Annotated in this window: 20 protein-coding genes; 8 read left to right on the top strand and 12 right to left on the bottom strand. The window is 67.1% G+C overall.

Annotated features, from left to right (window positions below; translation table 11 throughout):
• The first annotated feature begins 5 nt into the window (after positions 1-5).
• The 4 genes from KF907_RS03135 to KF907_RS03120 all read left to right on the top strand — a co-directional run bounded on the left by KF907_RS03135 (position 6) and on the right by KF907_RS03120 (position 4322).
• The gene (locus tag KF907_RS03135) at positions 6-938 is read left to right on the top strand and encodes a hypothetical protein (protein WP_291218097.1); all 933 of its coding nucleotides are present in this window, start codon (positions 6-8) and stop codon (positions 936-938) included.
• A gap of 108 nt (positions 939-1046) precedes the next feature.
• Entirely contained in the window at positions 1047-2030 is a 984-nt protein-coding gene (locus KF907_RS03130) for a glycosyltransferase family 4 protein (RefSeq protein ID WP_291218094.1), read from the top strand.
• Between the two features lie 16 nt (positions 2031-2046).
• Positions 2047-3129 (top strand): glycosyltransferase, encoded by a 1083-nt coding sequence (locus KF907_RS03125; RefSeq protein ID WP_291218092.1) that lies wholly within the window; start codon positions 2047-2049, stop codon positions 3127-3129.
• Positions 3126-4322: a glycosyltransferase family 4 protein gene (locus tag KF907_RS03120; RefSeq protein ID WP_291218089.1), complete on the top strand. Its 1197-nt coding sequence runs from the start codon at positions 3126-3128 to the stop codon at positions 4320-4322. Before KF907_RS03125 ends, KF907_RS03120 begins: the two co-directional genes overlap by 4 nt.
• Positions 4323-4522: 200 nt before the next feature.
• Here the strand turns inward: KF907_RS03120 and KF907_RS03115 are convergent, their stop codons facing one another.
• From KF907_RS03115 to KF907_RS03085, 7 genes are all read right to left on the bottom strand, one after another.
• Positions 4523-5908 carry an ATP-binding protein gene (locus KF907_RS03115; protein WP_291218087.1) on the bottom strand — a complete coding sequence of 462 codons (1386 nt, stop codon included), beginning with the start codon at positions 5906-5908 and terminating at the stop codon, positions 4523-4525.
• Positions 5909-5922: 14 nt separating this feature from the next.
• Positions 5923-6651 (bottom strand): response regulator transcription factor, encoded by a 729-nt coding sequence (locus tag KF907_RS03110; RefSeq protein ID WP_291218085.1) that lies wholly within the window; start codon positions 6649-6651, stop codon positions 5923-5925.
• Positions 6652-6665: 14 nt separating this feature from the next.
• Positions 6666-6881, bottom strand: coding sequence for a PepSY domain-containing protein (locus tag KF907_RS03105; protein WP_291218082.1), 216 nt, complete (start codon positions 6879-6881; stop codon positions 6666-6668).
• A gap of 130 nt (positions 6882-7011) precedes the next feature.
• Positions 7012-7920, bottom strand: a complete 909-nt coding sequence (locus tag KF907_RS03100) for an arginine deiminase-related protein (RefSeq protein WP_291218080.1) — start codon at positions 7918-7920, stop codon at positions 7012-7014.
• Complete coding sequence (locus tag KF907_RS03095) at positions 7917-8537, bottom strand: DNA-3-methyladenine glycosylase I (RefSeq protein ID WP_291218078.1); 621 nt, start codon at positions 8535-8537, stop codon at positions 7917-7919. The genes KF907_RS03100 and KF907_RS03095 overlap by 4 nt, the downstream gene beginning before the upstream one ends.
• Positions 8538-8540: 3 nt before the next feature.
• Positions 8541-8969, bottom strand: a complete 429-nt coding sequence (locus KF907_RS03090) for a ketosteroid isomerase-related protein (protein ID WP_291218076.1) — start codon at positions 8967-8969, stop codon at positions 8541-8543.
• A gap of 407 nt (positions 8970-9376) precedes the next feature.
• Positions 9377-10360 carry a pyridoxal-phosphate dependent enzyme gene (locus KF907_RS03085; RefSeq protein ID WP_291218074.1) on the bottom strand — a complete coding sequence of 328 codons (984 nt, stop codon included), beginning with the start codon at positions 10358-10360 and terminating at the stop codon, positions 9377-9379.
• A gap of 150 nt (positions 10361-10510) precedes the next feature.
• Between KF907_RS03085 and pepN the strand changes: the two genes are divergently transcribed.
• The gene (pepN, locus tag KF907_RS03080) at positions 10511-13171 is read left to right on the top strand and encodes an aminopeptidase N (RefSeq protein ID WP_291218072.1); all 2661 of its coding nucleotides are present in this window, start codon (positions 10511-10513) and stop codon (positions 13169-13171) included.
• A 234-nt stretch (positions 13172-13405) separates the two neighbouring features.
• Here pepN and KF907_RS03075 read toward each other — a convergent pair whose 3' ends face one another.
• Complete coding sequence (locus KF907_RS03075) at positions 13406-13603, bottom strand: hypothetical protein (RefSeq protein ID WP_291218070.1); 198 nt, start codon at positions 13601-13603, stop codon at positions 13406-13408.
• Positions 13604-14299: 696 nt separating this feature from the next.
• Here KF907_RS03075 and mnmG point away from each other — a divergent pair.
• On the top strand, positions 14300-16180 hold the full coding sequence (gene mnmG, locus KF907_RS03070) for a tRNA uridine-5-carboxymethylaminomethyl(34) synthesis enzyme MnmG (RefSeq protein WP_472843822.1): 1881 nt from the start codon (positions 14300-14302) through the stop codon (positions 16178-16180).
• A 79-nt stretch (positions 16181-16259) separates the two neighbouring features.
• Entirely contained in the window at positions 16260-18617 is a 2358-nt protein-coding gene (locus KF907_RS03065; protein WP_291218066.1) for a Tex family protein, read from the top strand.
• A 130-nt stretch (positions 18618-18747) separates the two neighbouring features.
• Here the strand turns inward: KF907_RS03065 and KF907_RS03060 are convergent, their stop codons facing one another.
• The 4 genes from KF907_RS03060 to glyQ form a co-directional block, all read right to left on the bottom strand.
• Positions 18748-19596 carry a YbaY family lipoprotein gene (locus KF907_RS03060; protein WP_291218064.1) on the bottom strand — a complete coding sequence of 283 codons (849 nt, stop codon included), beginning with the start codon at positions 19594-19596 and terminating at the stop codon, positions 18748-18750.
• Positions 19597-19798: 202 nt separating this feature from the next.
• Entirely contained in the window at positions 19799-20704 is a 906-nt protein-coding gene (locus KF907_RS03055; protein WP_291218061.1) for a GGDEF domain-containing protein, read from the bottom strand.
• Positions 20705-20806: 102 nt separating this feature from the next.
• The gene (gene glyS / locus KF907_RS03050; protein WP_291220225.1) at positions 20807-22948 is read right to left on the bottom strand and encodes a glycine--tRNA ligase subunit beta; all 2142 of its coding nucleotides are present in this window, start codon (positions 22946-22948) and stop codon (positions 20807-20809) included.
• 5 nt (positions 22949-22953) lie between these two features.
• Positions 22954-23859 carry a glycine--tRNA ligase subunit alpha gene (glyQ, locus tag KF907_RS03045; protein ID WP_291218058.1) on the bottom strand — a complete coding sequence of 302 codons (906 nt, stop codon included), beginning with the start codon at positions 23857-23859 and terminating at the stop codon, positions 22954-22956.
• Positions 23860-23932: 73 nt separating this feature from the next.
• On the opposite strand from glyQ, the gene tfpB reads away from it, so the two are divergent.
• The gene (tfpB, locus tag KF907_RS03040; protein ID WP_291218057.1) at positions 23933-25762 is read left to right on the top strand and encodes a type IV pilus assembly ATPase TfpB; all 1830 of its coding nucleotides are present in this window, start codon (positions 23933-23935) and stop codon (positions 25760-25762) included.
• Positions 25763-25795 lie beyond the last annotated feature (33 nt).

Raw genomic sequence — 25795 nt, 5'->3', positions numbered from 1 at the left:
CCACGATGTCCGTTTCCTTCGAAACCCTGCTCGAGCGCACCAAGGACGAGATCCGCGCCGAAGCCGAGGCCATCCGCAGGCGCCTGCCGGTCGAGACAGTGGTGCAGCCGTCGGCGTACGAGGCCGTCCCCGTGGAGGCTGGTGCTGCCCGGGGGCCGTCGCAGGGCCCGCGCGTGCGGCTCGACTACTCGATCGACGAGCTGTGCCTCGAGAACTATGCAAGCTTCGTCGAGCGGGCGTTCGAGGCAATCATCAAGCGCAGCATCGAGCCGGATACACGCAGCGCCTTGGTGCGGCGGCTGGCCTCCGGGACCACCAAGGTCGAGATCCTCGGCGACCTGTTGTACTCGCCCGAAGGGCGTTCGGTCGGTGTGCGCGTCGCCGGCCTGCGCAAGAGCTACCTGCTGGCCAAGCTTTTCAACGTTCCGGTCGTCGGCTACCTGGCGGAATGGTGTTTCCGAATTGCGCGCTTGCCGATCCAGGCGCGCCAGCAGCGGGCCATGGAAACCTACCAGGCGGGCCGACTGCACGAACTGCGTGACGCCGTGCAAGCGCTCGAGCTCCGCTGTGCCGAACTGGCCCGCGAGCAGGACGCGATCGCCGCACGCCTGGCGGCATTGACCGGTGATGACGAGGCTGGACTGAAAAGCCTGGGCGAAGCGCAGCAAGAGCAAGCGGAACAGCTCGAGAAGCTCTCGCGTCGAGTGGTTGAGCTGGTGGACGGGCAGGCGTCGGGACTGCGCGAGGAAAGCCGACTGCGTGATGCGCAGGTGTCCCAACTTGCAGCCCGCATCGACGAGATCGGACGGCACGCAGTGGACGGCAACGAGGATTATCGACGACTGGTCCTCGGCATGAACCATTGGTTGACGACGTTGCGGACGAACCTGGCCGAACTAGGGTCAGGGCAGGACACGTCGCCGCGCAGGCCGGACTGAAGCCAGCCGATGCGCATCGCCCAGATCGTCCCTGGACTTCGTCCCCACGACGCGGTCAGCAATGACTGCCGCGGCATGACAGCATGTCTGCGCTCCGCGGGGTACGAGGTGACGACGTTCGCCTGGAGTGCCGAGGGTGTGGACGAGCCCGTCCATGATCCGGCCATGGTCATCGACTGGGTGCATTCGCCCGATGACGTCCTCGTCTACCACTACTGTACGGGCGCCGATGCCATCGTCGACCTGTTTCGTCGCGTCAAGGCGCGCCGCGTGGTGCGTTACCACAACATCACGCCGCCGGGGTTCTTCCGCGGATGGTCGAAGGGCTATGTCGACGCCTGCGAGGCGGGTCGTGCCCAGATCGCGCGGTTCGCGCGAATGAACTGCGATCTATACCTCGGCGACTCGAGCTACAACAACGAGGATTTCATCACCGCAGGCGTCGATCCGAGGCGCTGTGAGACGTTGCCGCCGTTTCATGCCTGTGAGGAGTTGCTCGCCAGCGCGGTCGATGATCGACGGATTCCACGCGTCGGGGGTGCTCCGCTGCTGCTGATGGTCGGTCGCATCGCGCCCAACAAGGGCTATCTGGAACTCGTCGATGCGTTGTCGGTTTGCCGTCAGGCGATCGATCCGGCATCGCACCTGCTCGTGTTCGGCAAGCTTGACCAGAATCTTGCCGCCTATGGACGTGCCCTGCACGCGCGCATCGACGAGCGCGGGCTGCGCCACAACGTGACGATCATCGGGGATGCCGGCGACAAGGAACTCAGGGCGGGATTTGCCGCGGCCACGGCATTGGTGTTGCCGAGTGCGCACGAGGGATTCTGCGTGCCGGTCATCGAGGCGATGGCACTGGGGACGCCGATCATCGCCTATGCCTCGAGTGCGATTCCGGAGACGCTCGGTGACGCCGGACTGTCGTGGGAGAGCCGTGATCCGGCGCTGATCGCCGCGTCGGTGGGGCGTCTGCACGCGGATGCGGAGTTGCGCGCCAGGCTGCGTGAGCGCGGGCGTGAGCGTTATGCGGCCCGCTTCGCCCCCGCCGTGCTGGAGCGCGAGTTGATCCGGATCTTCGGGCGGTTCGCCTGAATCGCGGCCGGGCACGATGAAAGCAGCCATCCTCATTCCCGTATTGGCCAATCGTGATGCCGTCGGCGCGGATGCGCTCACCATGGCGAGCGTTTTCGAGCGAAACGGTCTCGAAACGCGCATCTTCTGCATTTCGGCCCACGATGTCGCGGTGCGCACATACCCTGCTCACAAGCTGAACGCTTTCGTCGGCCCCGACGATATCGTTGTCTATCATTTCTCGATGGGCTGGGCGAAGGGACTGGACCTGCTCCGGCGTTGCCCGGCACGCCTCTTCGTCAAGTACCACAACATCACACCACCCGAGTTCTTCCACTCGATATCGCACGAGCATGAGGAGGCCTGCAGGGACGGGCGTGCGGAGATTGCCGCCGTGGCCGCGCTCGGTTGCGAGCGCTACATCGGCGATTCGGCATACAACCTCGACGAGCTGTTCGCCGCCGGTGCGCCGCGCGCGTCCGGCAGCGTGCTGGCTCCATTCCACCGCATCGACGACCTGCTCGAGGCCGAGGCGGATGCGGCCATGCTCGACGAGCTCGGCGACGGCGCGCGCAACTTCCTCATGGTCGGGCGCATCGCGCCGAACAAGGGGCATGTCGACCTGGTCGACGCGTTCGCCGCCTACCTGCGTGCCTATGCCGAGCCGGCGCGACTGGTCCTGGTCGGCAAGATCGATCCGCGCCTGTCCGCGTACACGAACGCGGTCCGCGCGCGGGTCGCCGCCTACGGCATCGAGAAGCACGTGCGCTGGGTCGATGGTGCCAGCGAGTCCGAGCTGAAGGCTGCGTATCTGGCCAGTCATGTTTTCATGTTGTTGAGCGCGCACGAAGGTTTCTGTGTCCCGCTGGTCGAAGCCATGGCGCTGGGCACGCCGATCGTGGCGCGCGCCACCACGGCTGTCCCTGAGACGCTGGGCAGCGCCGGCATCGCGTGGAACTCAGCTGATCCGTTCGTCTACGCGGCAACTGCCGCCCGGTTGTTCTCCGATGCAGTCTTCAGGGACAGCCTGCGCGAGCAAGGGATGCGCAGGTATCGCGAGCAGTTCCGCAACGACCGCCTTGGTGCCAGGCTCCTCGAACTGGTGGAGCAGCGGACGTGAAGCCGCGCATCGCGATCGTCGTACAACGCTGTCACGAAAAGCTCGTCGGTGGCTCGGAAGCCTTGGCGTGGCAGTATGCCGAGCTGCTGCGCCCGCACTACGACATCGAAATCCTCACCACGGCGGCGTCCGACTACGTGCATTGGCGCAACGATCTCCCGGTGGGTACCGAACTACGTGATGGCATTCGCGTGCGGCGCTTCGAGGTGGTGCACGAGCGTGGTCCTTACTTCGGCGTGCTCTGGGATCGTTTGCGCGCGCATCATGCCGCGCGCTGTGCGCATCCACCGGCGACGCGGTTCGCCTGGCCAGAGTCGCTCGAGGAGGAATTCATCCGCGCACAGGGACCGCATTGCCCAAGCCTGCACGAGCATCTCGCGCGGCATGGCGACGACTATCGCGCGGTGATCTTCATCACCTATCTGTATCCGACCACGTTCGACGGCATCCGCGCCATGCCGCACCGGCGCTGGCTGATCGTGCCTTGCGTGCACGACGAGCCGGCTGCCTATCTCAAGGCGATGGCACATCAGGCGCGCCGCGCACCGAGCCTGCTGTGGAATACGCGGGCAGAACAGGAAATCGGTGCGCGCCTGTGGAACGTCGACCATGGCCGCGTCGTTTCGATGAGCGTGGAGACCACGCTGGTCGAGCCGGCACGCGAAGCGAGCCCGTACCTGCTGTACTGCGGACGCATCGACGTCAACAAGGGCAGCCCTCAAATGCTCGACGGTTTCGCCTCGTGGAAGAAGGCGCATCCGCAGTCGAAGCTCGAACTCGTGCTGACCGGGCACGACGTGATCGGCGTCGGTTCGCGGCCCGGCGTGCGCTACCTGGGTTTCGTCGACGAACGGCGCAAGTTCGAGCTGATGGCCGGCGCGCTCGCCTTCGTGCAGCCTTCGCCGTACGAGAGCCTGAGCATCGTCCTGCTCGAGGCGATGGCGCAACGCGTGCCGGTCATCGTCAACGGCGAGTGCGAGGCACTCGTCGAGCACGTCGAAGCCAGTCGCAGCGGCGCGGCCTTCCGCGGCGAAGCCGAACTGCATGCTGCGATCGACCGCGTGCTCGCGCTCGATGCGACCGCACGCGCGGAAGAGGGTGCGCGTGCACGCGACTACGTCGTCGAACGCTACGGTCGCGAGCAGGTGACAGCACGCCTGCTGGCCGAGGTCGAGGCGCTTGCTGGCAACTGAAGATGCTCTGATCAATCCCGCACAGGACGGCCCCAAGCTTCTGATTCCCAATGACGGGGTGACATCCGCAAGGCCCGCAGTGCGGCGTGCGCGGCGCGCCCGGGCAAGCAGCCTGCACTTCGCCAAGCCCACCCCGCAGCGAACCTTGCGGACGTCATGACGCCATTGCGGGATTGATCAGAGCACCCCAAGCGTTCGGCTCAGTTGCGTTCAAGGCGGATGTCGAAGCGGGCGCCGCCAAGGGTCGGCGAGCGCGTCACCCGCAGCGTGCCGCGGTACGCACGCACGATGTCCTGCACGATCGACAGGCCGATACCGTGGCCCTGCACACGCTCGTCGCCGCGCACGCCGCGCTGCAGCACGTGTTCGATGCGGTCGTCGGGGATACCGGGACCGTCGTCCTCGATGCTGATTTCGAGGCTGGGCCAGCGGCTGCCCTCTTCCTGATGCGGGCGTGCGCTCAGCAGGACACGGTGGCGTGCCCACTTGAAGGCGTTCTCGAGCAGATTGCCGAGCAGTTCGAGCAGGTCGCCCTGGTCGCCGTGGAAACGCGCGGCCGGATCGATGTCGAACTCGCACAGCACGTTGCGGTCGGCATAGACCTTCTCCAGGCTCTGCACGATTTCCTCGGCGTACGGCTCCAGCGCGAGCGGCGTGGCGAAAGTCTGCCGGCCGGAGGTCGCCGCACGCGACAGCTGGTAGGCGACGATCTCGTCCATGCGTCCGACCTGCTCGAGCACGGTCCAGCGCAATTGCCTGTCGTCGCTTTGCGTCTCGAGCTGGGTGCGCATGACCGCGAGCGGCGTCTTCAGACTGTGGGCAAGGTCGGAGAGCGTGTTGCGGTAGCGCTTGAGGCGTTCGCGTTCGGAATCGATGAAGGCATTGAGATTGGTCGAAAGGCCTGACAGTTCGACGGGATAGTCGTCGCCGAGGCGTTCCTGGTTGCCGCGTTCGACGTGCTCGAGGTCGGCGGCAATCTTGCGCAGCGGGGCAAGGCTCCAGCGCTGCACGGCGAGCAGGAGCAATAGCAGCAGCACGCCGAGGCCGCCGAGCCAGGCGAACAGGGTGCGCCTGAACTGGGTTGCCTGGCGCGCCATCTCGGCGCCGTCCTCGGCGACGTGCACAGTCAGCTTCAGCGGGTCGCTGTTCGGCAGGCTCCACTCGATGCCCTGCGAAAGCACGTAGAGCTCACCTTCCGGTGTTGCCAGTGGACCGTCGAATCGCTGCTCGCCGGCGGCAAGCTCGGTATCGAAGGGGAGCTCGACGCCGAGCGCCGACGGTGAGCGCCACTGGCGTGCGTGCGCATTGCGCACGTTGTCGCCGACGATCGCCGCATACAGTCCTGACGATGGACGATCGAAACGCGGATCGGGGCCGACCTCGGGCGGGATCAGGGTGCCGGTGCGCACCGTATCGGCACCGGCGAGATAGGCGTAGACATAGCCTTGCAGCCGCTCGCGCTGCGAAGCCAGCGAAGCCTCATGGAAGGCCTTGTCGAGGGCGAAGAAGGCGAGGCCGAGGAAACCGGCAAGCACGAAGCCTGCCGCGGTCAGCGAACGGGCCTTCAGGGACAGCGGACGCGCCATCGCGACGACGTTCGTCAGTTCGCGGCAGTTTCCCCTTTGGGCGCGTCATCCTCGCCGGCCAACGAGTCGGTGCGTTCCAGGGCGAAGCGGTAGCCACGGCCGCGCACGGTCTCGATCGGCTTGATCGCGCCATCCGGATCGAGCTTGCGACGCAGGCGGCCGATGAAGACTTCGAGCACGTTCGAGTCACGGTCGAAATCCTGCTGGTAGATGTGCTCGGTGAGATCGGCCTTCGAGACCAGTTCACCGGCATGCATCATCAGATATTCGAGCACCTTGTACTCGTAGCTGGTGAGATCGACCGTGCTGCCATTCGAGGTGACCGTCTGCGCGGTCGTGTCGAGCACGATCGGGCCACACTCGAGCTGCGGGCGCGACCAGCCGCTGGCGCGACGCACGAGGGCGTTGAGACGGGCCAGCAATTCCTCGACATGGAAAGGCTTGACCAGGTAGTCGTCGGCCCCGAATTTGAGGCCCTGCACCTTGTCCTGCCATGACGAACGCGCGGTGAGGATGAGGATCGGGTAGCGCTGGCCGGCCTCGCGCAGTTGCTTGACCAGGTCCATGCCCGACAGCTTGGGCAGGCCGAGATCGATGATGGCGACATCGAATGGAACCTCGCGGCCGAGATAGAGGCCTTCCTCGCCATCACCTGCGGTATCCACCGCGAAGCCGTCGCGCTTCAACCGGGCGGCGAGCGTCTCGCGCAGAGGCGCTTCGTCTTCAACGAGCAGTACACGCATGGTTTTCTCCGGGACTAGGGGTTGGCCTTCACGTCGACGACCCGCACCTGGCCGCCGGGAGTGAGGAGCTTGATGCGATAGAGCTTGCGCTTGCCGACCTGCAAGGTCTGCACGCTCAGCACCTTCGCATTCATCTCCCGCTGCACCTTGTCGACAGCCTGCTGGACCGTGATCTCGTCGGCAGCCAACGACACCGGCGCGACCAGGATGGCCACGACGGCGGCGAGCACTCGACCTCGACCCAGGAGCTTCATCGGCGAAAAGGTAGCAGGAAGCGGAAAACACGTGTGGAACGCGGCCGCAGTCTTGGCGTGGCGGCTTGAATTGCCGCTGAACTCGCCGGTTCCGTGGCGCGTGGCATCAGTAGATCTCCGCCACGCAGCAGCGCAGGCTGCCGCCGGCCTTCTCGATCTCGCCGAGCTCGACCGCACCGATGGAGAAGCCGGCGGAGGCGAGCGTGGCGACCTGGTCGTCGCGCAGCGCGGCTGCCGCGCGCGCACTCATCCACGCTCGTGACGGCGACAGGGCGATCGAGTTTGCGGCGAAGGCGTTCTTCTGCGCGGCGTCGAGGACGACCGTGGCGCCCGCGTAGGCCTTGGCGATCGCCATCGGCACGCGTGCATCGGCGAACCCGTCCGGGGCGACGATCGCCGCACGCCCGGCGAGGATCGCGAGCACGACATTGGTGTGGTACTCGCCGGCGGCGAGGTCGAAGCACCAGGTCAGGTCGAGACCGAAGGCTTCGTGCATCGCGCGCGCGCCGGTGCGGTCGCAGCGCTCGGAAAGGCCGCAGTAGCCGATGTTGCGCGCGCGGTCGATGACCAGCGAGCCGGTCAGCTCGGCAACGTAGCCGCCGGACGGCAGCGGTGACGCCGCGTAGCCGAGCAGGTCGAACCAGGCGCGGATGTCGTGGCGTTCCGCTTCGCGCCGGCGCACCGCGTGACGCATGCGGCCGATGATCAGCCTGCCCGGTACGGTGGCGAAGACGTTGTTCGGGAAAATGCCGTCCGGCGCGGCCGGATCGCCGGGGAAGCTCGCCACCGGCAGGTCCTCGCCGAGCCGGCGCGCGAGTTCGGCGTGCTCGGTGAGCGCACGCAGCGGATCGACCGGGAGGCCGAGGTCCATGTAACGGTTGTCGCCGGCCGACTCGACGGCCAGCGAAAACGCGGCCGGCGTGATCAGGAAGGCCGCGCGCGCGGTCGCCCCTTCGGCACGCACCGGCAGCGCGGCGAAGGCGCTGAGGAAGGCATCGGCATTGTCGACGATCATTGGCGTTTCGCAGGCGGTGGCCGGGTGCATTCGGCGTGGCGGAAGCAGGTGACGAGATGGTCGTTGACCATGCCGGTGGCCTGCATGAAGGCATAGCAGATCGTCGAGCCGACGAAACGGAAGCCGCGCTTGTGCATGGCCTTGCTCATCGCATCCGATCGCACGGTGCTGGCCGGCACGTCGGCGCCACGGCGCGGGCGGTTGACGATCGGCACGCCGTCGACGAACGACCACAGGTACTTCGCCAGGCTGCCCTCGGCGGCGATGACCTCGAGCGCCACGCGCGCGTTGTCGCGCGCCGCGTACACCTTGAGTCGGTTGCGCACGATGCCCGGGTCGAGCAGGCATTGCTCGAGCTCCGCGTCGCTCATGCGTGCCACGCGCGCGATGTCGAAACGGTGCAAGCAGCGCCGGTAGTTGTCGCGCTTCTCGAGCACGGTGCGCCAGCTCAGGCCCGCCTGCGCCCCTTCCAGCACGAGGAACTCGAACAGGGTGCGGTCGTCATGCTGCGGCAGACCCCATTCGGTGTCGTGATAGACACGCTCGGCGGCGCTGCCGCCGGCCCAGGAACAACGGATGCGGCCGTCGTCGGCCAGTGCGTGGGCGTTCCTCGCCATGCTTCAGCCGCCGACCTGGCGGATCCAGTCGGTGAGGTTGTAGTGATTGGTCACGCGCGCGATGCGCCCGTCGCGCACGTCGAAGAACGCGCCGCCCGGCAGCACGTAGTGCTGGCCGTTCGCCGGCGGCAGACCCTCGTCATCGGCAAGGTACTGGCCGTGCACGACGTATTCGGCGCCGACGCGGGTGCCCTCGGCATTGCTCATCAGGACGATGTTCTCGAGGCGCTCGCGGTAACAGCGATCCATGCGTACGAGGAAGGCACGGAAGGTCTCGCGGCCGGTCTCGCGTGCGCCCTGGTTGATGTCGTGGGCGACATCGTCGCCGAGGCAGGCGAGCATGGTTTCGCGGTCACCGCGGTTGAAGGCGGCGTAGTAGTCGGCCACCAGCGCGATCGCGCGTGCGGCGGGCGTGTCTGCAGGGAAGGACATCGACGGGTTCCGGTCGGCTTTGCGGCGCGTGGAGGATACGCGCGCCAAGCCGTCGTGTGCATCCGGGCGCGATCATCCGTACCGCCGTGCCGCCGCAACCCCCAATCGCCCCCATTCCCGCGCCACCGCGCTGCTCGCGCTGGCGATGTTGACGTTGATCTGGAGCTACAACTGGATCGTCGTGAAGCAGGCCCTGCAGCATGCGGCACCGATCGGCTTCGTGGCCTGGCGCGCGCCTGGCTGATGCGGGTCAACATCGTGCAGCGGCTGCCGGCGAGCATCGCCGGCCTGAGCAGCCTGGCCGTACCGTTGTGCGGCGGGCTGTTCGCATGGGCCGTGCTCGGCGAGGGGCCCGGTCCGGCCGAAGGTCTCGGCAATCGTCCTGCTTGCCGTCGCGCTGTTCGGCATTACCCGCGTCCCGGCGCGCTGGGCGGCGGCGTCCACGGCAGGGCGTCGAGATCGACGTTGCCGCCGGAAACGATCAGGCCGACGCGTTGGCCGGCGAAACGCTCGCGATGACGCAGCACGGCGGCGAACACGGTCGCGCTGGACGGTTCGATGACGATCTTCAGGCGCTCCCAAACCAGGCGCATCGCGGCGACCGTCGCGTCGTCGTCGACGGTCAGCACTTCCACGCCATGCCGGCGCAGCAGTTCGAAGTTCGGCGCACCAATCAGCGCACGCAGGCCATCGCAGATCGTGTGTGGTTCGAAATCCGCGACGCGTGCACCAAGCCGTAGTGATTCGGCGGCATCGGCCGCGCCGGCAGGTTCGGCGGCAAACACCTGCGTGCCGGGCGAGAGCTGCGCGGCGGCGATCGCGGTGCCGCCGATGAGGCCGCCGCCGCCGATCGGTGCGACCAGGGCATCGAGGTCGGCGATGGCTTCAAGGAGTTCGATCGCCGCCGTGCCTTGGCCGGCGATGACGCGCGCATCGGCATACGGATGCACAAGGCTGGCGCCGGTCTGTGCGCAGACACGCGCGGCGGCGTCCTCGCGCGCGGCCAGCGTGGCCGCGCAACGGTGCACGCTGGCGCCGAAGGCCTCGATCGCGGCGAGCTTCGAACGCACCGCGCCGTCCGGTACGACGACGTGCACCGGAATGCCGCGCGTGTGTCCGGCGAGGGCAAGCGCGGCGCCGTGGTTGCCGGACGAATGCGTAACCACGCCACGCCGTGCGGTGGCCTCGTCGAGTGCCCAGACGGCATTGCAGGCGCCGCGGAATTTGAAGGCGCCGGCACGCTGGAAGTTCTCGCACTTGAAATGCAGTTCGGCGCCGGCCAGCGCGTCGAGCGAGCGCGAACGCAGCACCGGCGTGACCCGCGCATGCGCAGCGATGCGCAGGCGCGCCCGCTCGAGATCGGCAAAACCGGGCAAGTCGATGGCGGACATATCGCAACCTGTCGGATCGAACGCGACGATAGCCGATGCGGTCGCCTGAAACACGATGCCGGCGAACGCATGCGCAGGGGCAGCAGGGTCAGATGGGCGCTCCCCGGTACGCTTCGTGGTTCAATCGCCACATTCTGGCCAGCATCCACCATGAGCAACCGCGAATCTCCCGCCAGTACCGAAGTCCGCCTCGAGGACTACCGTCCGCCGGCCTGGCGCATCGACGACATCGAGCTGGTGTTCGATCTCGATGTGCGTGAGACCTTCGTGCATGCGCGTCTGCATGTGCATCGTGCGGCACAGGGACCGCGCAAACCCTTGCGTCTCGACGGCGAGGAACTTGAACTCCTCGGGTTGCGCATCGACGGCGACGAGCCGGCCGCAACGTCGTGGCACCTCGAGGCGGGCGCCCTCGTCATCGAGCTCGATCGCGACACGGCCGTGGTCGAAACGCGTTCGCGCATCGACCCGTCGGCCAATACCGCCTTGCAGGGCCTCTATCTCAGCGGCAGCGTGGAGCGGGGATTCCTGCTGACGCAATGCGAGGCGGAGGGTTTCCGTCGCATCACCTGGAGCCTGGACCGTCCCGACGTGCTGTCGCGCTACCGTGTCGAACTGCGTGCCGAGCGTGACCGTTTCCCGGTCCTGCTCGCTGGTGGCGATGCCGAGGGTGCCGGCGCACTTCCCGGCGGCCGCCACTGGGCGCGATTCTTCGATCCACAGCCACGGCCTTCGTACCTGTTCGCCTTGGTCGCCGGCCATCTCGAATCGATCGAGGACCGCTACCTCACCAGCGAGGGGCGCGCGGTGCGCCTGGTCATCTGGGCCGAAGCTGACGTCATCGCGCGCTGTGCACATGCCATGGCTGCACTCAAGGCCGCGTTCGCCTGGGACGAGCGTCGCTTCGGGCGCTGCTACCGGCTCGGCGTCTTCCATGTCGTCGCCACGCACGATTTCACCATGGGCGCGATGGAGAATACGGGCCTCAACATCTTCAACGCGAAGTACCTGGTCGCCGACACCGAAACTGCCACCGACGACGATTTGCGCCATGTCCTCGCCGTGGTCGGTCATGAGTACTTCCACAACTGGAGCGGCAACCGCGTGACCTGTCGCGACTGGTTCCAGTTGAGCCTCAAGGAAGGGTTGACCGTCTATCGCGAGCAGGAGTTCGAATCGGACGTCGCCTCGCGCACGCTGCGCCGCATCGAGGATGTGCGCATGCTTTGGCGTGTGCAGTTCGCCGAGGATGCCGGGCCGCTCGCGCACCCGGTGCGGCCCTCGCGTTACCGCGAGATCAACAACTTCTACACCGCGACCGTCTACGAAAAGGGCGCCGAAATCGTGCGCATGCTCGAGCGCGTGCTCGGCGAGGCCGGATTTCGTCGCGGCATGGATCTCTATTTCGATCGTCATGACGGTGCCGCCGTGACGGTCGAGGACTTCGTGGCCGCACTCGGCGATGCCAATGGGCGCGACTTGTCGGCCTGGCTGGCCTGGTATCGCCAGGCGGGCACGCCGGTACTGGACTGGAGCGGCCACTACGATGCGGTGGCGCGCCGCTACACGCTTGCGCTGCGCCAGCACACGCCGCCGACACCCGGCCAGGCTGCCAAGCAGGCGTTGCCGATCCCGCTCGCCCTGGCGCTGTTCGGCCGCGACGGACGTGTCTTGTCCTCGCGCATTCACGGCTGCGATGGGTCCGCACATGCACACGTGGTGGTCGTCGATGCGGCCGAGGCGTGCGTGACCCTCGAAGACGTCGAGACCGAACCGGTGCCCTCGCTGCTGCGCGGCTTCTCCGCACCGGTGCGTCTCGCCCCTGCACACTGGCGTGACCTCGCTGTGCTCGCCGCGCACGAGGACGATGGTTTCAACCGCTGGTTCAGCGCCGACGCGCTGGCACGGCGCATCATCGATGTGCGCATCGCCGGCACGGTGGTCGATGCGGCGATGGATGCGGCATGGATCGACGCTCTGCGCCAGGCACTCGCCGATGACCTGCTCGATCCGGCTACGCTGGCCGAGATGTTGACCCTTGCCGATGAGGTCACTCTGGCCGAAGCCCTGATCGAAGTCGATCCGCAACGCGTGCATGCCGCACGCGATGCGGTCGAAGTCATGCTATCCACCGCACTGCAGGCACCGCTCGCGCTGCGCTATTCACTGCTTGCGCCGGCCGCCACTGAAGGCATGGGCGCGGCGGCCCAGGGGCGTCGGCGGCTGCGCAACCGTTGCCTCGGTCTGTTGTGTCGCGCCGATGCCCGCCAGTACGCACTGGCCCGTGCGCATCATGATCATGCGGTTACGTTGACCGACCGTCTCGCCGCACTGACCTGCCTCGTGCACGGTGCCGCTGAAGATGCCGCTGACGTGCTGGCGGATTTTCGTGCGCGCCATGTCGACGATGCGCTGGTTCTGGACAAGTGGTTTGCCGTGCAGGCCACGGCGCCGCACGCCGATACCGTCGAGCGCGTCGAGGTGCTGGCCAGCGATGCCCTGTTCCGCTGGGACAACCCGAACAAGGTCTATGCCTTGTTTGCCTCGTTTGCGTTGCGCAATCCGCTGGCTTTCCACCGGTACGACGGTGCCGGCTACCGCCTCGTCGGCGCCGCCGTCGAGCGCCTTGACGCGACCACGCCGCAGGTCGCCGCACGTCTCGCCGCCGCGTTCGGACCGTGGCGGCGCTTCGAGGCCGGGCGGCGCAGCCTGATGTGTGCCGAACTCGAACGCCTGGCCGCCCGCGTGCGCTCGCGCGATGTTGCCGACATCGTCGCGCGCAGCCTCGCCGGGCCACTGCAGGCATTGTGAAGAAAGGTCATCGCGGCGCCGGTTCGGGTGCCGTGGATGTCCTGAAGCGCGGTGTGACGGGGCAGGTCTTGTCGCTCCCTGACAATCTGCGCCGAAGTTGACGTGGCCTGCACCTGCCTTGTTGCGCCGTGGCGGCCGCAAACAGAAAAGCCGCGCAATGCGCGGCTTTTCGGTGTTGCGATTCGACCCGGGCACGCACCAGGGGTGCGCGTGCGCGAGCGATGATGCGGGTTTTCAGGCTGGCAGGCGGCTCAGCGCCTCGTTGATGCGCGCGCGGCGCGTCTCGAGTTGCGCAACCTGCTGCTGCGCCTGGTCCTGCACGCCATGCTGGCGCATGTCCTCCATGGCCATCTCCAGGCGACCGAGCTCGATCATCAGGTCGTGGCGGAGGAAGAGCGGGTTGAAGCTCATGCTGGAGGCGGTGGCGATCATGGCGGTGTCCCCTGGTGGAAGTCTGGTTGCAGGAGATGCAGCAAAGGCCGTGCCAAGTCCCCTTCGCGGTGGAAACCGCCGTTCCTGCGCAGCTGCGGCGTGCAGCGCTGACGTGACGTGTCGCTTTCTGACCGGGATCGCGCAGCTCGCCCGGCAAGTGCCGCTTTTCCGCGATCATGGTCACAGTCTGCCAAAAGCAGTTGCCGTTACCGTCGCCTCGTCGCAAAATGAAAAGGCCGCTTCCAAGGAAGCGGCCTTTCCAGCGTGACGACAGTACGGATTCGATCAACCTGGCGCCCGGCACTACGGTCCTCTTGGATTCCCCCTGTTCCTAAGACCGCCGGGCGCCAGCCTCGATCCAGTCCCGTCACCGCGGCCCGTGTGCAGCGTGATTTGTGCGTCCTCCCACCGGCGCGCGGCCGGCCCCTGAATTCCGTCCTCGGCGTGCTCGCATACGCCTGCGCCGGTGGGAGTGCACCGAATGCCGTAGCAGCTTTCGTGCCAACGATCCCCGCGCCGCTCGGGCGCTGCCGTGATCGTCGGCGCGACGTCCGTCGCGATCCGGGCCTTGCGGATCCCGCCCCGTCATTGGGAATCAAAAGGTTACACCCGCACAGGACGGTGACGCCGTTGTGGGATTGAGCAGAACATCCCTAGAATCGCGTCCCCCGCGCCTGTCCCTGCTGGTCCCCGCCTATGGATTCCGCTTGTGTGTACGACGTCATCGTCGTCGGTGGCGGTCATGCTGGCACCGAAGCCGCGCTGGCCGCGGCGCGTACCGGCGCGCGCACCCTGCTGCTGACTCACGCGATCGAGACGATCGGTCAGATGAGCTGCAATCCGGCCATCGGCGGCATCGGCAAGGGGCATCTGGTGCGCGAGGTCGACGCGCTCGGTGGGGCGATGGCACACGCGGCCGACCGTGCCGGCATCCAGTGGCGCATGCTCAATGCTTCCAAGGGTCCGGCCGTGCGTGCAACGCGCTGCCAGGCCGACCGCACGCTGTACAAGGCGGCGATCCGCGCACTGGTCGAGGCGCAGCCGAACCTCAGTCTGTTCCAGCAGGCCGTCGACGACATCCTCGTCGAGGGCACGCGCGCGGTCGGCGTGCTGACCCAGGGAGGCCTGCGTTTTTCGGCGCGCGCGATCGTGCTGACCGCCGGTACCTTCCTCGCCGGGCGCATCCATGTCGGCACGGCGAACTATGCCGGCGGACGCGCTGGCGACGCGCCGGCACAACGCCTCGCCGAACGCCTGCGCGAATTGCCGCTCGGCGTCGATCGCCTGAAGACGGGGACGCCGCCGCGCATCGATGGGCGCACGATCGACTACACGGGCCTCGAAGAGCAGCCCGGCGATGACCCGGCGCCGGTGTTTTCGTTCCTCGGCTCGCGCGCCGAGCACCCGCGCCAGGTCAGTTGCTGGATCACCCACACCAGTGAGCGCACCCACGCGATCATCCGCGCCGGCCTCGATCGCTCGCCGCTGTATACGGGCGTAATCGAAGGCGTCGGTCCGCGCTATTGCCCGTCGATCGAAGACAAGGTGGTGCGCTTCGCCGACAAGGCTTCGCACCAGATCTTCATCGAACCGGAAGGCCTCGACACCCATGAGATCTATCCGAACGGCATCTCGACCTCGCTGCCGTTCGACGTGCAGCTCGATCTGGTGCGATCCATCCGCGGTTTCGAGCGTGCGCACATCACGCGGCCCGGCTATGCGATCGAGTACGACTACTTCGATCCACGCGGTCTGCGCCCATCGCTGGAAACCAAGGCGATCACCGGCCTGTACTTCGCCGGCCAGATCAACGGCACGACCGGATACGAGGAGGCCGCCGCACAGGGCCTCGTTGCCGGTCTCAACGCCGCGCGGGCGACGCGCGGCGAGGCACCGTGGACGCCGCGTCGTGACGAGGCCTACATCGGCGTGCTGATTGATGACCTGACCACGAACGGCACGCTCGAGCCGTACCGCATGTTCACCTCGCGCGCCGAACATCGCCTGCATCTGCGCGAGGACAACGCCGACCTGCGCCTGACCGCGCAGGGCCATGCGCTCGGACTCGTCGATGACACGCGCTTCGATGCCCTGCGCCGCAAGCACGACGCGATCGAAGGCGAGCGCGCGCGCCTGGCCGCCCTGGCGATTGCCCCTGGTCTGGCCGCGGCGCGGCGCGTCGAGGAGGCGACCGGCATCGTGGTGACGCGCGAGGGCAGCGCACTCGACCTGCTGCGCCGGCCCGAGATCGACTATGCCGGCCTGGTCGGCATCGAGGGGTTTGGCCCCGGGGTTGCCGACCCACGCGTTGCCGAACAGGTCGAGGTCGGCGTCAAGTACGCCGGCTACATCGAACGCCAGCGCGACGAGGTCGCGCGCGCCGAACGCCACGAGGCAACCGCGATCCCCGACGGTTTCGACTACGCGATGGTGCGCGGACTCTCGGCCGAAGTGCTGGCCAAGCTAGAGCGTCACCGGCCGACCACGATCGGCCAGGCCCGTCGCATCAGTGGCGTCACTCCGGCGGCGATTTCGCTGTTGCTCGTGCACCTGAAGCGGCCACGTCACGTCGCCTGAAACGAACGCCGCGCATTACAATCCGGACACGGGCCGCTACACGCGGCCCGTGTCGTTTCCTGAACCAATGGATCATCGAATGCACAGCATCGAACACCGTATCGCCGCGGAAATCGCCGCGCGCCCGCAGCAGGTCGAGGCCGCCGTCGCCCTGCTCGATGGTGGCGCCACCGTGCCGTTCATTGCACGCTACCGCAAGGAAGCCACCGGCGGCCTCGATGACACCCAGTTGCGCCAGCTCGAGGAGCGTTTGGGTTACCTGCGTGAACTCGAGGAACGCCGTGCCGCGGTCATCGCCAGCATCGAGGAGCAGGGGAAAATGACCGACGCGCTGCGCGGCGATCTGCTCGCCGCCGAGAGCAAGGCGCGTCTCGAGGACCTTTATCTGCCCTACAAACCGAAGCGCCGCACGCGCGCGCAGATCGCGCGCGAAGCTGGACTCGAACCGTTGGCCCTGGCTTTGCGTGCAGATCCGAGCCTCGTTCCAGAGGACGTCGCGCTCGCCTACCTCGACGCCGGCAAGGGCGTGGCCGACGTCAAGGCTGCGCTCGATGGCGCGCGCGCGATCCTGCTCGAAACCTTCTCCGAGGATCCGGCCCTGGTCGGTGCGCTGCGCGACTGGCTCGCCGCGAAGGCGCAGATCCGTGCCCGCCTCGTCGCCGGCAAGGAACACGACGGCGCGAAGTACCGGGACTACTTCAACCATGCCGAGGCGATCGGCACGATTCCCTCGCATCGTCTGCTCGCCCTGTTCCGCGCGCGCAACGAAGGCGTGCTTGATCTCGAACTCGCGCCGATGCCGACCAGTGCGCCGCGCCCGGCCGGCGACGGCGACACAGACAGCGTGCTCGATGCGGCCGCTGCGCTTGGACACGCCGAAGCCGAGGGTCGGGTTGCCGCACATTTCGGCATCGCCGAACGGGGACGCGTGGCCGATCGCTGGCTGCTCGAATCCGCGCGCCAGGCCTGGCGCGTCAAGTTGCACCTGCATCTCACCCTCGACCTGTTCGGGCGCGCGCGTGAACAGGCCGAAGCCGAGGCGATTCGCGTATTCGGCGACAACCTCAAGGACCTGCTGATGGCTGCGCCGGCCGGACCGAAGGTCGTCATGGGCCTCGACCCTGGCCTGCGCACCGGGGTCAAGGTCGCCATCGTCGACGGCACCGGCAAGCTGCTGGCCACGCACACGATCTACCCGCACGAGCCGAAGAAGCAGTGGGATGCGTCGATCGCGCAACTTGCCGCGGCCTGCCGCGAATTCGGTGTCAATCTCGTTGCGATCGGCAACGGCACCGCCTCACGCGAGACCGAGCGTCTCGTCGCCGAGCTGATGAAGCGCCATCCGGAACTGAAACTCGGCAAGGTGGTGGTCAGCGAAGCGGGCGCTTCCGTCTATTCCGCTTCCGAGCTCGCCGCAAAGGAGTTCCCCGAGCTCGACGTATCCTTGCGCGGCGCGGTGTCGATCGCGCGCCGCCTGCAGGATCCATTGGCGGAACTGGTCAAGATCGAACCCAAGGCGATCGGTGTCGGCCAATACCAGCACGACGTCAACCAGGTGAAGCTCGCCCACGCACTCGATGGTCGCGTTGAGGATTGCGTGAACGCGGTCGGTGTCGATGTCAACACGGCTTCCGCGCCGCTGCTTGCTCGCGTTGCCGGATTGAGCGCCGGTGTCGCCGAGAACATCGTGCGCCATCGTGATGCGAAAGGAGCATTCCGCTCACGGCGTGCGTTGCGTGAGGTGCCGCGTCTCGGCGACAAGGCTTTTGAACAGTGTGCGGGCTTCCTGCGCATTCGTGACGGCGAGGATCCGCTCGATGCCTCGGGCGTCCACCCGGAAGCCTATCCGGTGGTCGAACGCATCCTCGCCTGCTGCGGGCGCGAGGTGAAATCGATCATCGGCGACAGTGCCTTCCTGCGCACCCTGAAAGCGGAGGACTATGTCGACGAACGTTTCGGCGTGCCGACCGTGCGCGACATCCTGCGCGAGCTGGAGAAGCCGGGTCGCGACCCGCGTCCCGAGTTCCGTACGGCCACCTTCGCCGATGGCGTCGAGGACATCCGCGACCTCGTGCCGGGCATGATCCTCGAAGGCGTGGTCAGCAATGTCGCCGCCTTTGGCGCATTCGTCGACCTCGGCGTGCACCAGGACGGCCTCGTGCATGTGTCGGCCCTGTCCGAGCGCTTCGTCAAGGATCCGCGTGAGGTGGTCAAGGCCGGTGACATCGTCAGGGTAAAGGTCATGGAGGTCGACGTCGCGCGCAAGCGCATCGGACTCAGCATGCGCCTCGGCGACCAGCCGGGCGTGGCCCGTCCGATGGCGCGCGCGTCGAGCACGCCGGCACCGCGCAGGGCCCCGATGGCCAATCCGTCGCCGCCGGCCGGAAACGCCTTCGCCGATGCGTTTGCACGGGCGAAGCGTAACCCCGGGGCGTAGACGACCAGTGCAGGTTGAATCGGCGATCACGGACGATCGCCGAAACATGACACCGTAGGAAACGCCTTCAGGCGTGATGCTTCTTGCTGGCGGCCTTGTGCAGCCAGAGTATCGCGGCTGAAGCCGCTTCCTACTTCCTCTTCGGCACCTTGGTCTTGCCCATTGCCAGCGCCTTCAGCGCGTCGTTGTGCAACGACTTCGCTTCATCCTCGCTGACCGGACCGCTGTTGCGTTCGTTGAGGATGAGATTGCCTTCGGCATCCCAGCCCACGCGTGTTCCCGTCCCCTTCTTGAACACGACCATCGGCTTGTCGTCGAGGAAGGCATATTCGGCGTTCGAGCGCTGCGCGGTCTCGCCTTCGCCGAGCTCGGTGTTCACGCGCATGAAGCGCACCTGACCATTGCTGACGAAGCCGTCCCAGGCGACCGACAGGTCGCCGTCGAGGAAGGCGTCCTGGATGCGCGTCATGCCGCCGATCTGCGCCTTGAGCTTGCCGAAGTCCTCCTTGAGCTTCTCGCCGGGCGTCGCCTCGGCGTTCAGCGTGATGTCTATCGTGCTGCCCGCGCCATGGGTCAGCACCGGTGCCTGCAGGGCCGGCACGAAACGACGGTCACCGTCGAACAACAGGGCATTGACGACGTAGGTCTTCGTCCGGTCGATGCGCATCGGATCGAAGTTCAGCGTGAAACGATACGGCGGTTGACCGGAGACGTTCTCGTTCGCTTCGGCGATGACGACATCCGGCTGGGCGACGTCGACGAGCTTGAGTTCAAGGCGTGCGCCTGCGCCGATCGCCATGGGTTCACGCAGGGCAACGTTGCCGCTGATCGTCGTGCCGAGCGGGTCGGTGGTTGCATTCGCTGGCACGGGTTGTGCGGGCGCGGCCGTCACCGATGCGTTGCCGGCCGGCGGAGTGGAGGAATTGCAGCCGCCGAGGACGACGAGGGCGGCCAGGGCGGTGGCGACGGACTTGAACATGGAAGATCCTCGGAAACGGTAAACGAAAGTTGTCGTAGAACGCCGGGGCAGCATAGCCCGACGTCGATGAACGGTCGAGGGGACGCGGCGGGGTTCGCAGCGAGCGGGCCGTCGCGCGAGCCGCTCACGATAATGCGCGCTGGTGATGGGTGCAATCGGGGAACCGTCACAATCGTTTGCGGCGCGTCCGGAACGGGGGCGATCAGACCGTGAGGGCAGAACTCACCCGGTTGCGGCCAGCCTGCTTGGCCCGATAGAGCTCGGCATCGGCCGCCCGCATCAAGTCGCTGCTGCCGCTCATGCCGTCCGCCCAGGCGGCGGCACCGATGCTGACCGTGACCCGTTGCGGGCCGCCGGTGAGGGCCAGCGACAGTCCGGCGATGCCTTCGCGAAGGCGTTCGGCGAATCCGACGGCCTGTTCGAGGGCATGTTCGGGCAGGACCACGGCGAATTCCTCGCCGCCGATGCGCGCGGTGATGAACTCCTCGCGGGACAGCCCACGCAGGGTGAGTGCGACCTTCTTGAGCACGATATCGCCGCTGGGATGACCGTAGCGGTCGTTGATCGACTTGAAGTGGTCGATGTCCACGATCAGCAGCACAAGCGGGCGTTTGTGGTTGGCTGCACGCGCGAGCTCCTTCTCGAGCAGTTCGGTGAACTGCCGCCGGTTGTACAGGTCGGTCAACGGGTCGGCCGTGGCCAGCTGGTAGATCTCTTCGTGGTAGCGCGCTTCCACCGAGGAGCGATCCATGAACTTGAGCACGCAACTGCCGATCGAGATGTGGTCGCCATCCTTCAGCTCGGCCTCGATGATCGGCTGGTCGTTGAGGAACGTCTTGTTGGTGGAGTCGAGATCCTTGATGCGGTAACCGGCCGGTTCCCGCCAGATGCGGCAATGCTCGCGCGAGACGCTGCGTTCGAGGATCTGGAACTCGGCTTCCGGTGACCGGCCGATGACGAGAGGATTGTCGCCAAGGTCGATGCGCTGGCCGAGGCGCTGGCCCTGCAGCACGACCAGGCAAGCCGGCACATGGCCGGCACCATCGATGCGCTGTGGACGCATGGTTCGCCGCTGCGTGGTACTCGCGTCGTTGTCGCGCGCATTCATGTGGAGTAGCCCCCTGGCGCCGGCATCACCGGCACAACCCCGTACCGGTCGCGATTCTACGCAAATGCCGCCGCTGTGAGTGCATCGGTACTGTTGTGCCGGTCAAGCTCCCGACAGGAGCGAGATGTCGGCCACACGCAGGAACATCGCGCGCAAGCGCGCAAGGATGGCCAAACGGTTTGCACGCACGGCCGCGTCCTCCGCCATGACCATGACCGCGTCGAACCATGCGTCGACCGGTTCGCGCAGGGCGGCCAGCCGGCGCAGCACGCCGACGTGGTCGATCGCCGCGACGAGTGGGGCGAGCTCGTGTTCGGTGCGCTCGATCGCTTGCACGAGCGCGTGCTCGGCACCGGCTTCGAGCAGGCTGGCATCAAGCAGCGACGCGGGTTTCGTGCTGGCCTGGCGCAACAGGTTGCCGATGCGCTTGTTGGCTGCGGCGAGGGCCTGCGCCTCGGGCAGGCGGGCAAAGTCGGCAACGGCGCGCAGGCGGCGGTCGAAGTCGACCAGCGAGCCTGGCGACAGCGCGCGCACGGCTTCGAAGGTTTCGCCACCGAAGCCCTGGTCGCCGTAGTAGCCGCGCAGACGGTCGAGGATGAAGGCGTACAGCTCGTCGGCCAGTGCCTGGCGGCGCGCGCCGGCATCGAGCGGCGCGGCCTTGCCGTCCTTGCCCTTGCCGAGGCCGGCGGCCAGCGCCGCCTCCGGCAGCAGGGCGAGGGCTTCGGCGAGCAGGGCGTGCAGATCGAGATCGAGGCCGCCTTCGACGAAGGTGCGGGCGAGGCCGAGCGCAGCGCGGCGCAGAGCGAACGGATCCTTGTTGCCGCTCGGTTTCAGGCCGACCGCAAAGATGCCGGCCAGGGTATCGAGACGCTCGGCCACAGCCAGCACCTGGCCGATCTTGCCGTCGGCGATGGCGTCGCCGGCAAAGCGCGGCCGGTAGAACTCGTCCAGCGCGGCGGCAACTTCGGCCGCTTCGGGCTTGTCTCCTTGGCTCGCGTAGCAGCGGCCCATCACACCTTGCAGCTCGGGGAATTCGCCGACCATGCGCGACATGAGATCGCACTTCGACAGCGCGGCGGCGCGCGTGGCCAGACCGGCATCGGCGCCGATGCGTCCGGCGATCACCCGGGCCAGTTCGGCGACGCGCACGCATTTGTCCCACACGCTGCCCAGTGATTGCTGGTAGGTGACGCTCTTGAGCGCGTCCTGCCAGGCTGCGAGCGGCTGCTTGCGATCCTCGTCGTAAAAGAACTTGGCGTCGGCGAAACGCGGCCGGATCACGCGTTCGTATCCCTTGCGGATCTCGGCCTGGTCCTTCGATTCGATGTTGGCGAGGCCGATGAAATGCTCGACCAGTCGACCCGCACCATCGAACACCGGCACGAACTTCTGGTTTGCCTCCATCGTCGTGACCAACGCTTCCTGCGGCACGTCGAGGAAGGCGCGCTCGAAGGTACAGGCGATCGCGACCGGCCATTCGGTCAGGTTGGCGATCTCGTCGAGCAGGGCATCGGACAGGTGCGGCACGCCGCCGGTGCGAGCTGCGGCGACTTCGGCGCGGATGCGCGCGCGTCGCTCGGCCGGATCGGCGAGCACGTGCGCGCCGCGCAGGGCGTCGAACCAGGCGTCCGCGTCGGCCACGTGCACCGGCTGCGGATGATGGAAGCGATGCCCGCGCGACTGCCGGCCCGAGCGCAGGCCAAACAGTTCGATGTCGATCACTTCGCTGCCGTGCAGCGCGACCAGCCAATGTGCCGGGCGCACGAAAGCGAATTCATGGTCGCCCCAGCGCATCGGCTTGGGGATCGGCAGTGCCTTGACCGCTTCGGCAACGATCTCCGGCACCAGCGCCGTGGAGGCCTGGCCGGGTTTCTCGCTGCGCACCACGAAGCGCTCACCCTTGGCGTCGCTGCTGCGTTGCAATTGTTCGATGGCGACGCCGTTCTTTGCAGCGAAGCCGATGAGTGCCGGCGTCGGCGCGCCGTTCGCGTCGAGGCCGATGTTGAGATAGGGGCCGAGCACTTCGGACTTCTGCGTCGGCTGCATGCGCGCGACTGCAGGCACGTGCACGGCGAGACGGCGCGGCGAGCATCCGATGCGCGCGTTCGCGCCGTCGGCGCCGATGCCGCGTTTCGCCAGACCGCCGACGATGCCGGCGGCGAATGCCGCGGCGAGTTCGTCGAGCGCCTTCGGCGGCAGTTCCTCGGTGCCGAGCTCGATCAGCAGTGGGGCGGTGTCGGGCATCGTCATCATGCGGCCTCCCGCGTCTTGCGCAGTCCCGGGAAGCCGAGCTTCTCGCGCTGCGCGTGGTAGGCCTCGGCGACTGCGCGTGCCAACGTGCGCACCCGAAGGATGTAGCGCTGGCGCTCGGTCACGCTGATCGCGCGGCGCGCGTCGAGCAGATTGAAGGTGTGGCTGGCCTTCATGACCTGCTCGTAGGCCGGCAGCGGCAGGCCGGCGGCGACCAGGCGTGTCGCCTCGCTTTCGCAGGTGTCGAACCAGGCGAACAGCTTCTCGACGTTGGCGTACTCGAAGTTGTAGGTGCTCTGCTCCACTTCGTTCTGGTGGAACACGTCGCCGTAGGTGACCACACCGTGCGGTGCCACCGTCCACACGAGGTCGTAGACGTTGTCGACGTTCTGCAGGTACATGGCAAGGCGTTCGAGGCCGTAGGTGATTTCACCCGTGACCGGTCGGCATTCGAGCCCGCCGGCCTGCTGGAAATAGGTGAACTGGGTCACTTCCATGCCGTTGAGCCAGACCTCCCAGCCCAGTCCCCAGGCGCCGAGCGTGGGCGATTCCCAGTTGTCCTCGACGAAGCGCAGGTCGTGCACGAGCGGGTCGATGCCGAGTGCCTTCAGCGAGCCGATGTAGCGATCGAGGATGTCGTCGGGATTCGGCTTCAACACGACCTGATACTGGTAGTAGTGCTGCAGGCGGTTGGGGTTCTCGCCGTAGCGGCCATCGGTTGGGCGCCGCGACGGTTGCACATAGGCCGCGGCCCAAGGTTCGGGGCCGAGCGCGCGCAGGAAGGTCGCCGGATGGAACGTGCCGGCGCCGACCTCGGTGTCGAGCGGCTGGATCAGCACGCAGCCCTGCTCGGCCCAGTACTGGTTGAGGGTCTGGATGACGTCCTGGAAGGTCGGTCCGGCCATGGAATTCTCAGGGAGGCGTTGGCAAAGCGCGCTAGTATAGCCGCGACCGCACGCGCCCCGAGGACGACACGCAATGGCCACGCAATCGATGCGCCCGCCAAAGAACCCGGTGGCCACGGCTGCTCCGTCGCTGTTTGGCCGCCACACGCGCATCGAACTCGACGAGACGCTGGCCGCCCTGCTTGCCGATGGCCTCGTCACCGAGGCCGACGTCAAGCGTGTGCGCGCCGACGTGCGCACAGCGCGCGGCCGCCTCGAACTGCATCCGCTGGCCTTGATCGCCAACCTCAAGCTCGACGATGCGCGCCACCCCGGCAAGCCGCTCAGTGTCGAGGTGCTGAGCCAGTGGCTGGCCGGCCGCGCGAAGCTGCCCTACCTCAAGATCGATCCGATGAAGATCGACGTGGCTGCGGTGACCCAGGTGGTCAGCCATGCCTATGCGCAGCGCTACCGCATCCTGCCGGTCGCGGTCAGCGAGATGCAGGTCGTGTTTGCCACTTCCGAGCCGTTCGACACGCGCTGGCTGGCCGACCTCGGCCACATCCTCCGCCGCGACATCCAGCGCGTCGTCGCCAGTCCGCTCGACGTAAGCCGCTACCTCACCGAATGGTGGGGCGTGCAGCGCTCGATCCAGCGAGCCAAGGACGCCAAGGCTGACGCCGGTGATGGGCGCGCGATCCTCAACTTCGAGCAGTTGGTCGAACTCGGCAAGACCGGCGAGATCGGCGTCGATGATCGCCATGTCGTGCACATCGTCGACTGGCTGCTGCAGTACGCATTCGAGCAGCGCGCTTCGGACATCCACCTCGAACCGCGGCGTGATTCGAGTCCGATCCGCTTCCGCATCGACGGCGTCATGCACAAGGTGTTCGAACTGCCGACGCCGGTCATGACTGCAGTGACCTCGCGCATCAAGATCCTCGGGCGCATGGATGTTGCCGAGAAGCGCCGCCCGCAGGACGGCCGCATCAAGACGCGCTCGCAAGGCGGGCGTGAGGTCGAGCTGCGCCTGTCGACGATGCCGACCGCCTTCGGCGAGAAGGTCGTCATGCGCATCTTCGACCCGGACATCGTGGTCAAGGAGTTCCGCCAGCTCGGCTTTTCGCCAGACGAGGAAGCGGTCTGGCGCGAGATGGTCGAGCGCCCGCACGGCATCGTCCTTGTCACCGGCCCAACCGGCTCGGGCAAGACCACCACCCTGTACTCGACGCTCAAGGTGCTGGCCACGCCGGATCTCAACGTCTGCACGGTCGAAGACCCGATCGAGATGGTGAGCCCCGAGTTCAACCAGATGCAGGTGCACAACGCGATCGATCTCGATTTCGCCGCCGGCGTGCGCACGCTGATGCGCCAGGATCCCGACATCATCATGGTCGGCGAAATCCGCGACCTCGAGACCGCACAAATGGCGGTGCAGGCCTCACTGACCGGCCATCTCGTGCTGTCGACCCTGCACACCAACGACGCGCCGAGCGCGCTGACCCGCCTGCTCGACCTGGGTGTGCCGAACTACCTGATTCAGTCGACCCTGACCGGCGTGGTCGCGCAGCGCCTCGTGCGCACGCTGTGTCCGCACTGCAAGGAGCCGGTGGCGCTCGACGTGCGTGCCTGGGCCGCACTGACCCAGCGCTGGTCGCTGCCGGTGCCGGAGCAGACCTTCGGGCCGAAGGGTTGCCTCGAGTGCCGCAAGACCGGTTTCCTCGGCCGTACCGGCATCTACGAGATGATGCGCATCTCGCCGCCGCTGCGTGCGCTGATCCAGCCGAACATGGATCTCGCCAAGCTCGGCGAGGCCGCGCTCGCCGAAGGCATGCGGCCGCTGCGGGTGTCGGCGGCGGCCCACGTCGCACGTGGCGTCACCACCGTGCGTGAGGTCATGAACGTGCTGCCGCCGGTGGAGTGATCCCGGCTTGTGCGGGCGTGACGTGCGCCACCA

The sequence above is a fragment of the Dokdonella sp. genome, from assembly GCF_019634775.1.
Lineage (GTDB): Bacteria > Pseudomonadota > Gammaproteobacteria > Xanthomonadales > Rhodanobacteraceae > Dokdonella.
Note: the sequence above shows the minus strand (reverse complement) of the source record. Positions and strands in the feature narration are given on the sequence as shown.

Excerpts from the sequence above, each read along its gene's own strand:
- KF907_RS03135 (WP_291218097.1), top strand. The coding sequence starts at position 6 with ATGTCCGTTTCCTTCGAAACCCTGCTCGAGCGCACCAAGGACGAGATC.
- mnmG (WP_472843822.1), top strand. The coding sequence starts at position 14,300 with ATGGATTCCGCTTGTGTGTACGACGTCATCGTCGTCGGTGGCGGTCAT.
- tfpB (WP_291218057.1), top strand. The coding sequence starts at position 23,933 with ATGGCCACGCAATCGATGCGCCCGCCAAAGAACCCGGTGGCCACGGCT.
- KF907_RS03055 (WP_291218061.1), bottom strand. The coding sequence starts at position 20,704 with ATGAATGCGCGCGACAACGACGCGAGTACCACGCAGCGGCGAACCATG.
- KF907_RS03090 (WP_291218076.1), bottom strand. The coding sequence starts at position 8,969 with ATGTCCTTCCCTGCAGACACGCCCGCCGCACGCGCGATCGCGCTGGTG.
- KF907_RS03100 (WP_291218080.1), bottom strand. The coding sequence starts at position 7,920 with ATGATCGTCGACAATGCCGATGCCTTCCTCAGCGCCTTCGCCGCGCTG.
- KF907_RS03110 (WP_291218085.1), bottom strand. The coding sequence starts at position 6,651 with ATGCGTGTACTGCTCGTTGAAGACGAAGCGCCTCTGCGCGAGACGCTC.
- KF907_RS03085 (WP_291218074.1), bottom strand. The coding sequence starts at position 10,360 with ATGTCCGCCATCGACTTGCCCGGTTTTGCCGATCTCGAGCGGGCGCGC.
- KF907_RS03075 (WP_291218070.1), bottom strand. The coding sequence starts at position 13,603 with ATGATCGCCACCGCCTCCAGCATGAGCTTCAACCCGCTCTTCCTCCGC.
- glyS (WP_291220225.1), bottom strand. The coding sequence starts at position 22,948 with ATGCCCGACACCGCCCCACTGCTGATCGAGCTCGGCACCGAGGAACTG.
- KF907_RS03065 (WP_291218066.1), top strand. The coding sequence starts at position 16,260 with ATGCACAGCATCGAACACCGTATCGCCGCGGAAATCGCCGCGCGCCCG.
- KF907_RS03060 (WP_291218064.1), bottom strand. The coding sequence starts at position 19,596 with ATGTTCAAGTCCGTCGCCACCGCCCTGGCCGCCCTCGTCGTCCTCGGC.
- pepN (WP_291218072.1), top strand. The coding sequence starts at position 10,511 with ATGAGCAACCGCGAATCTCCCGCCAGTACCGAAGTCCGCCTCGAGGAC.
- glyQ (WP_291218058.1), bottom strand. The coding sequence starts at position 23,859 with ATGGCCGGACCGACCTTCCAGGACGTCATCCAGACCCTCAACCAGTAC.
- KF907_RS03125 (WP_291218092.1), top strand. The coding sequence starts at position 2,047 with ATGAAAGCAGCCATCCTCATTCCCGTATTGGCCAATCGTGATGCCGTC.
- KF907_RS03095 (WP_291218078.1), bottom strand. The coding sequence starts at position 8,537 with ATGGCGAGGAACGCCCACGCACTGGCCGACGACGGCCGCATCCGTTGT.
- KF907_RS03115 (WP_291218087.1), bottom strand. The coding sequence starts at position 5,908 with ATGGCGCGTCCGCTGTCCCTGAAGGCCCGTTCGCTGACCGCGGCAGGC.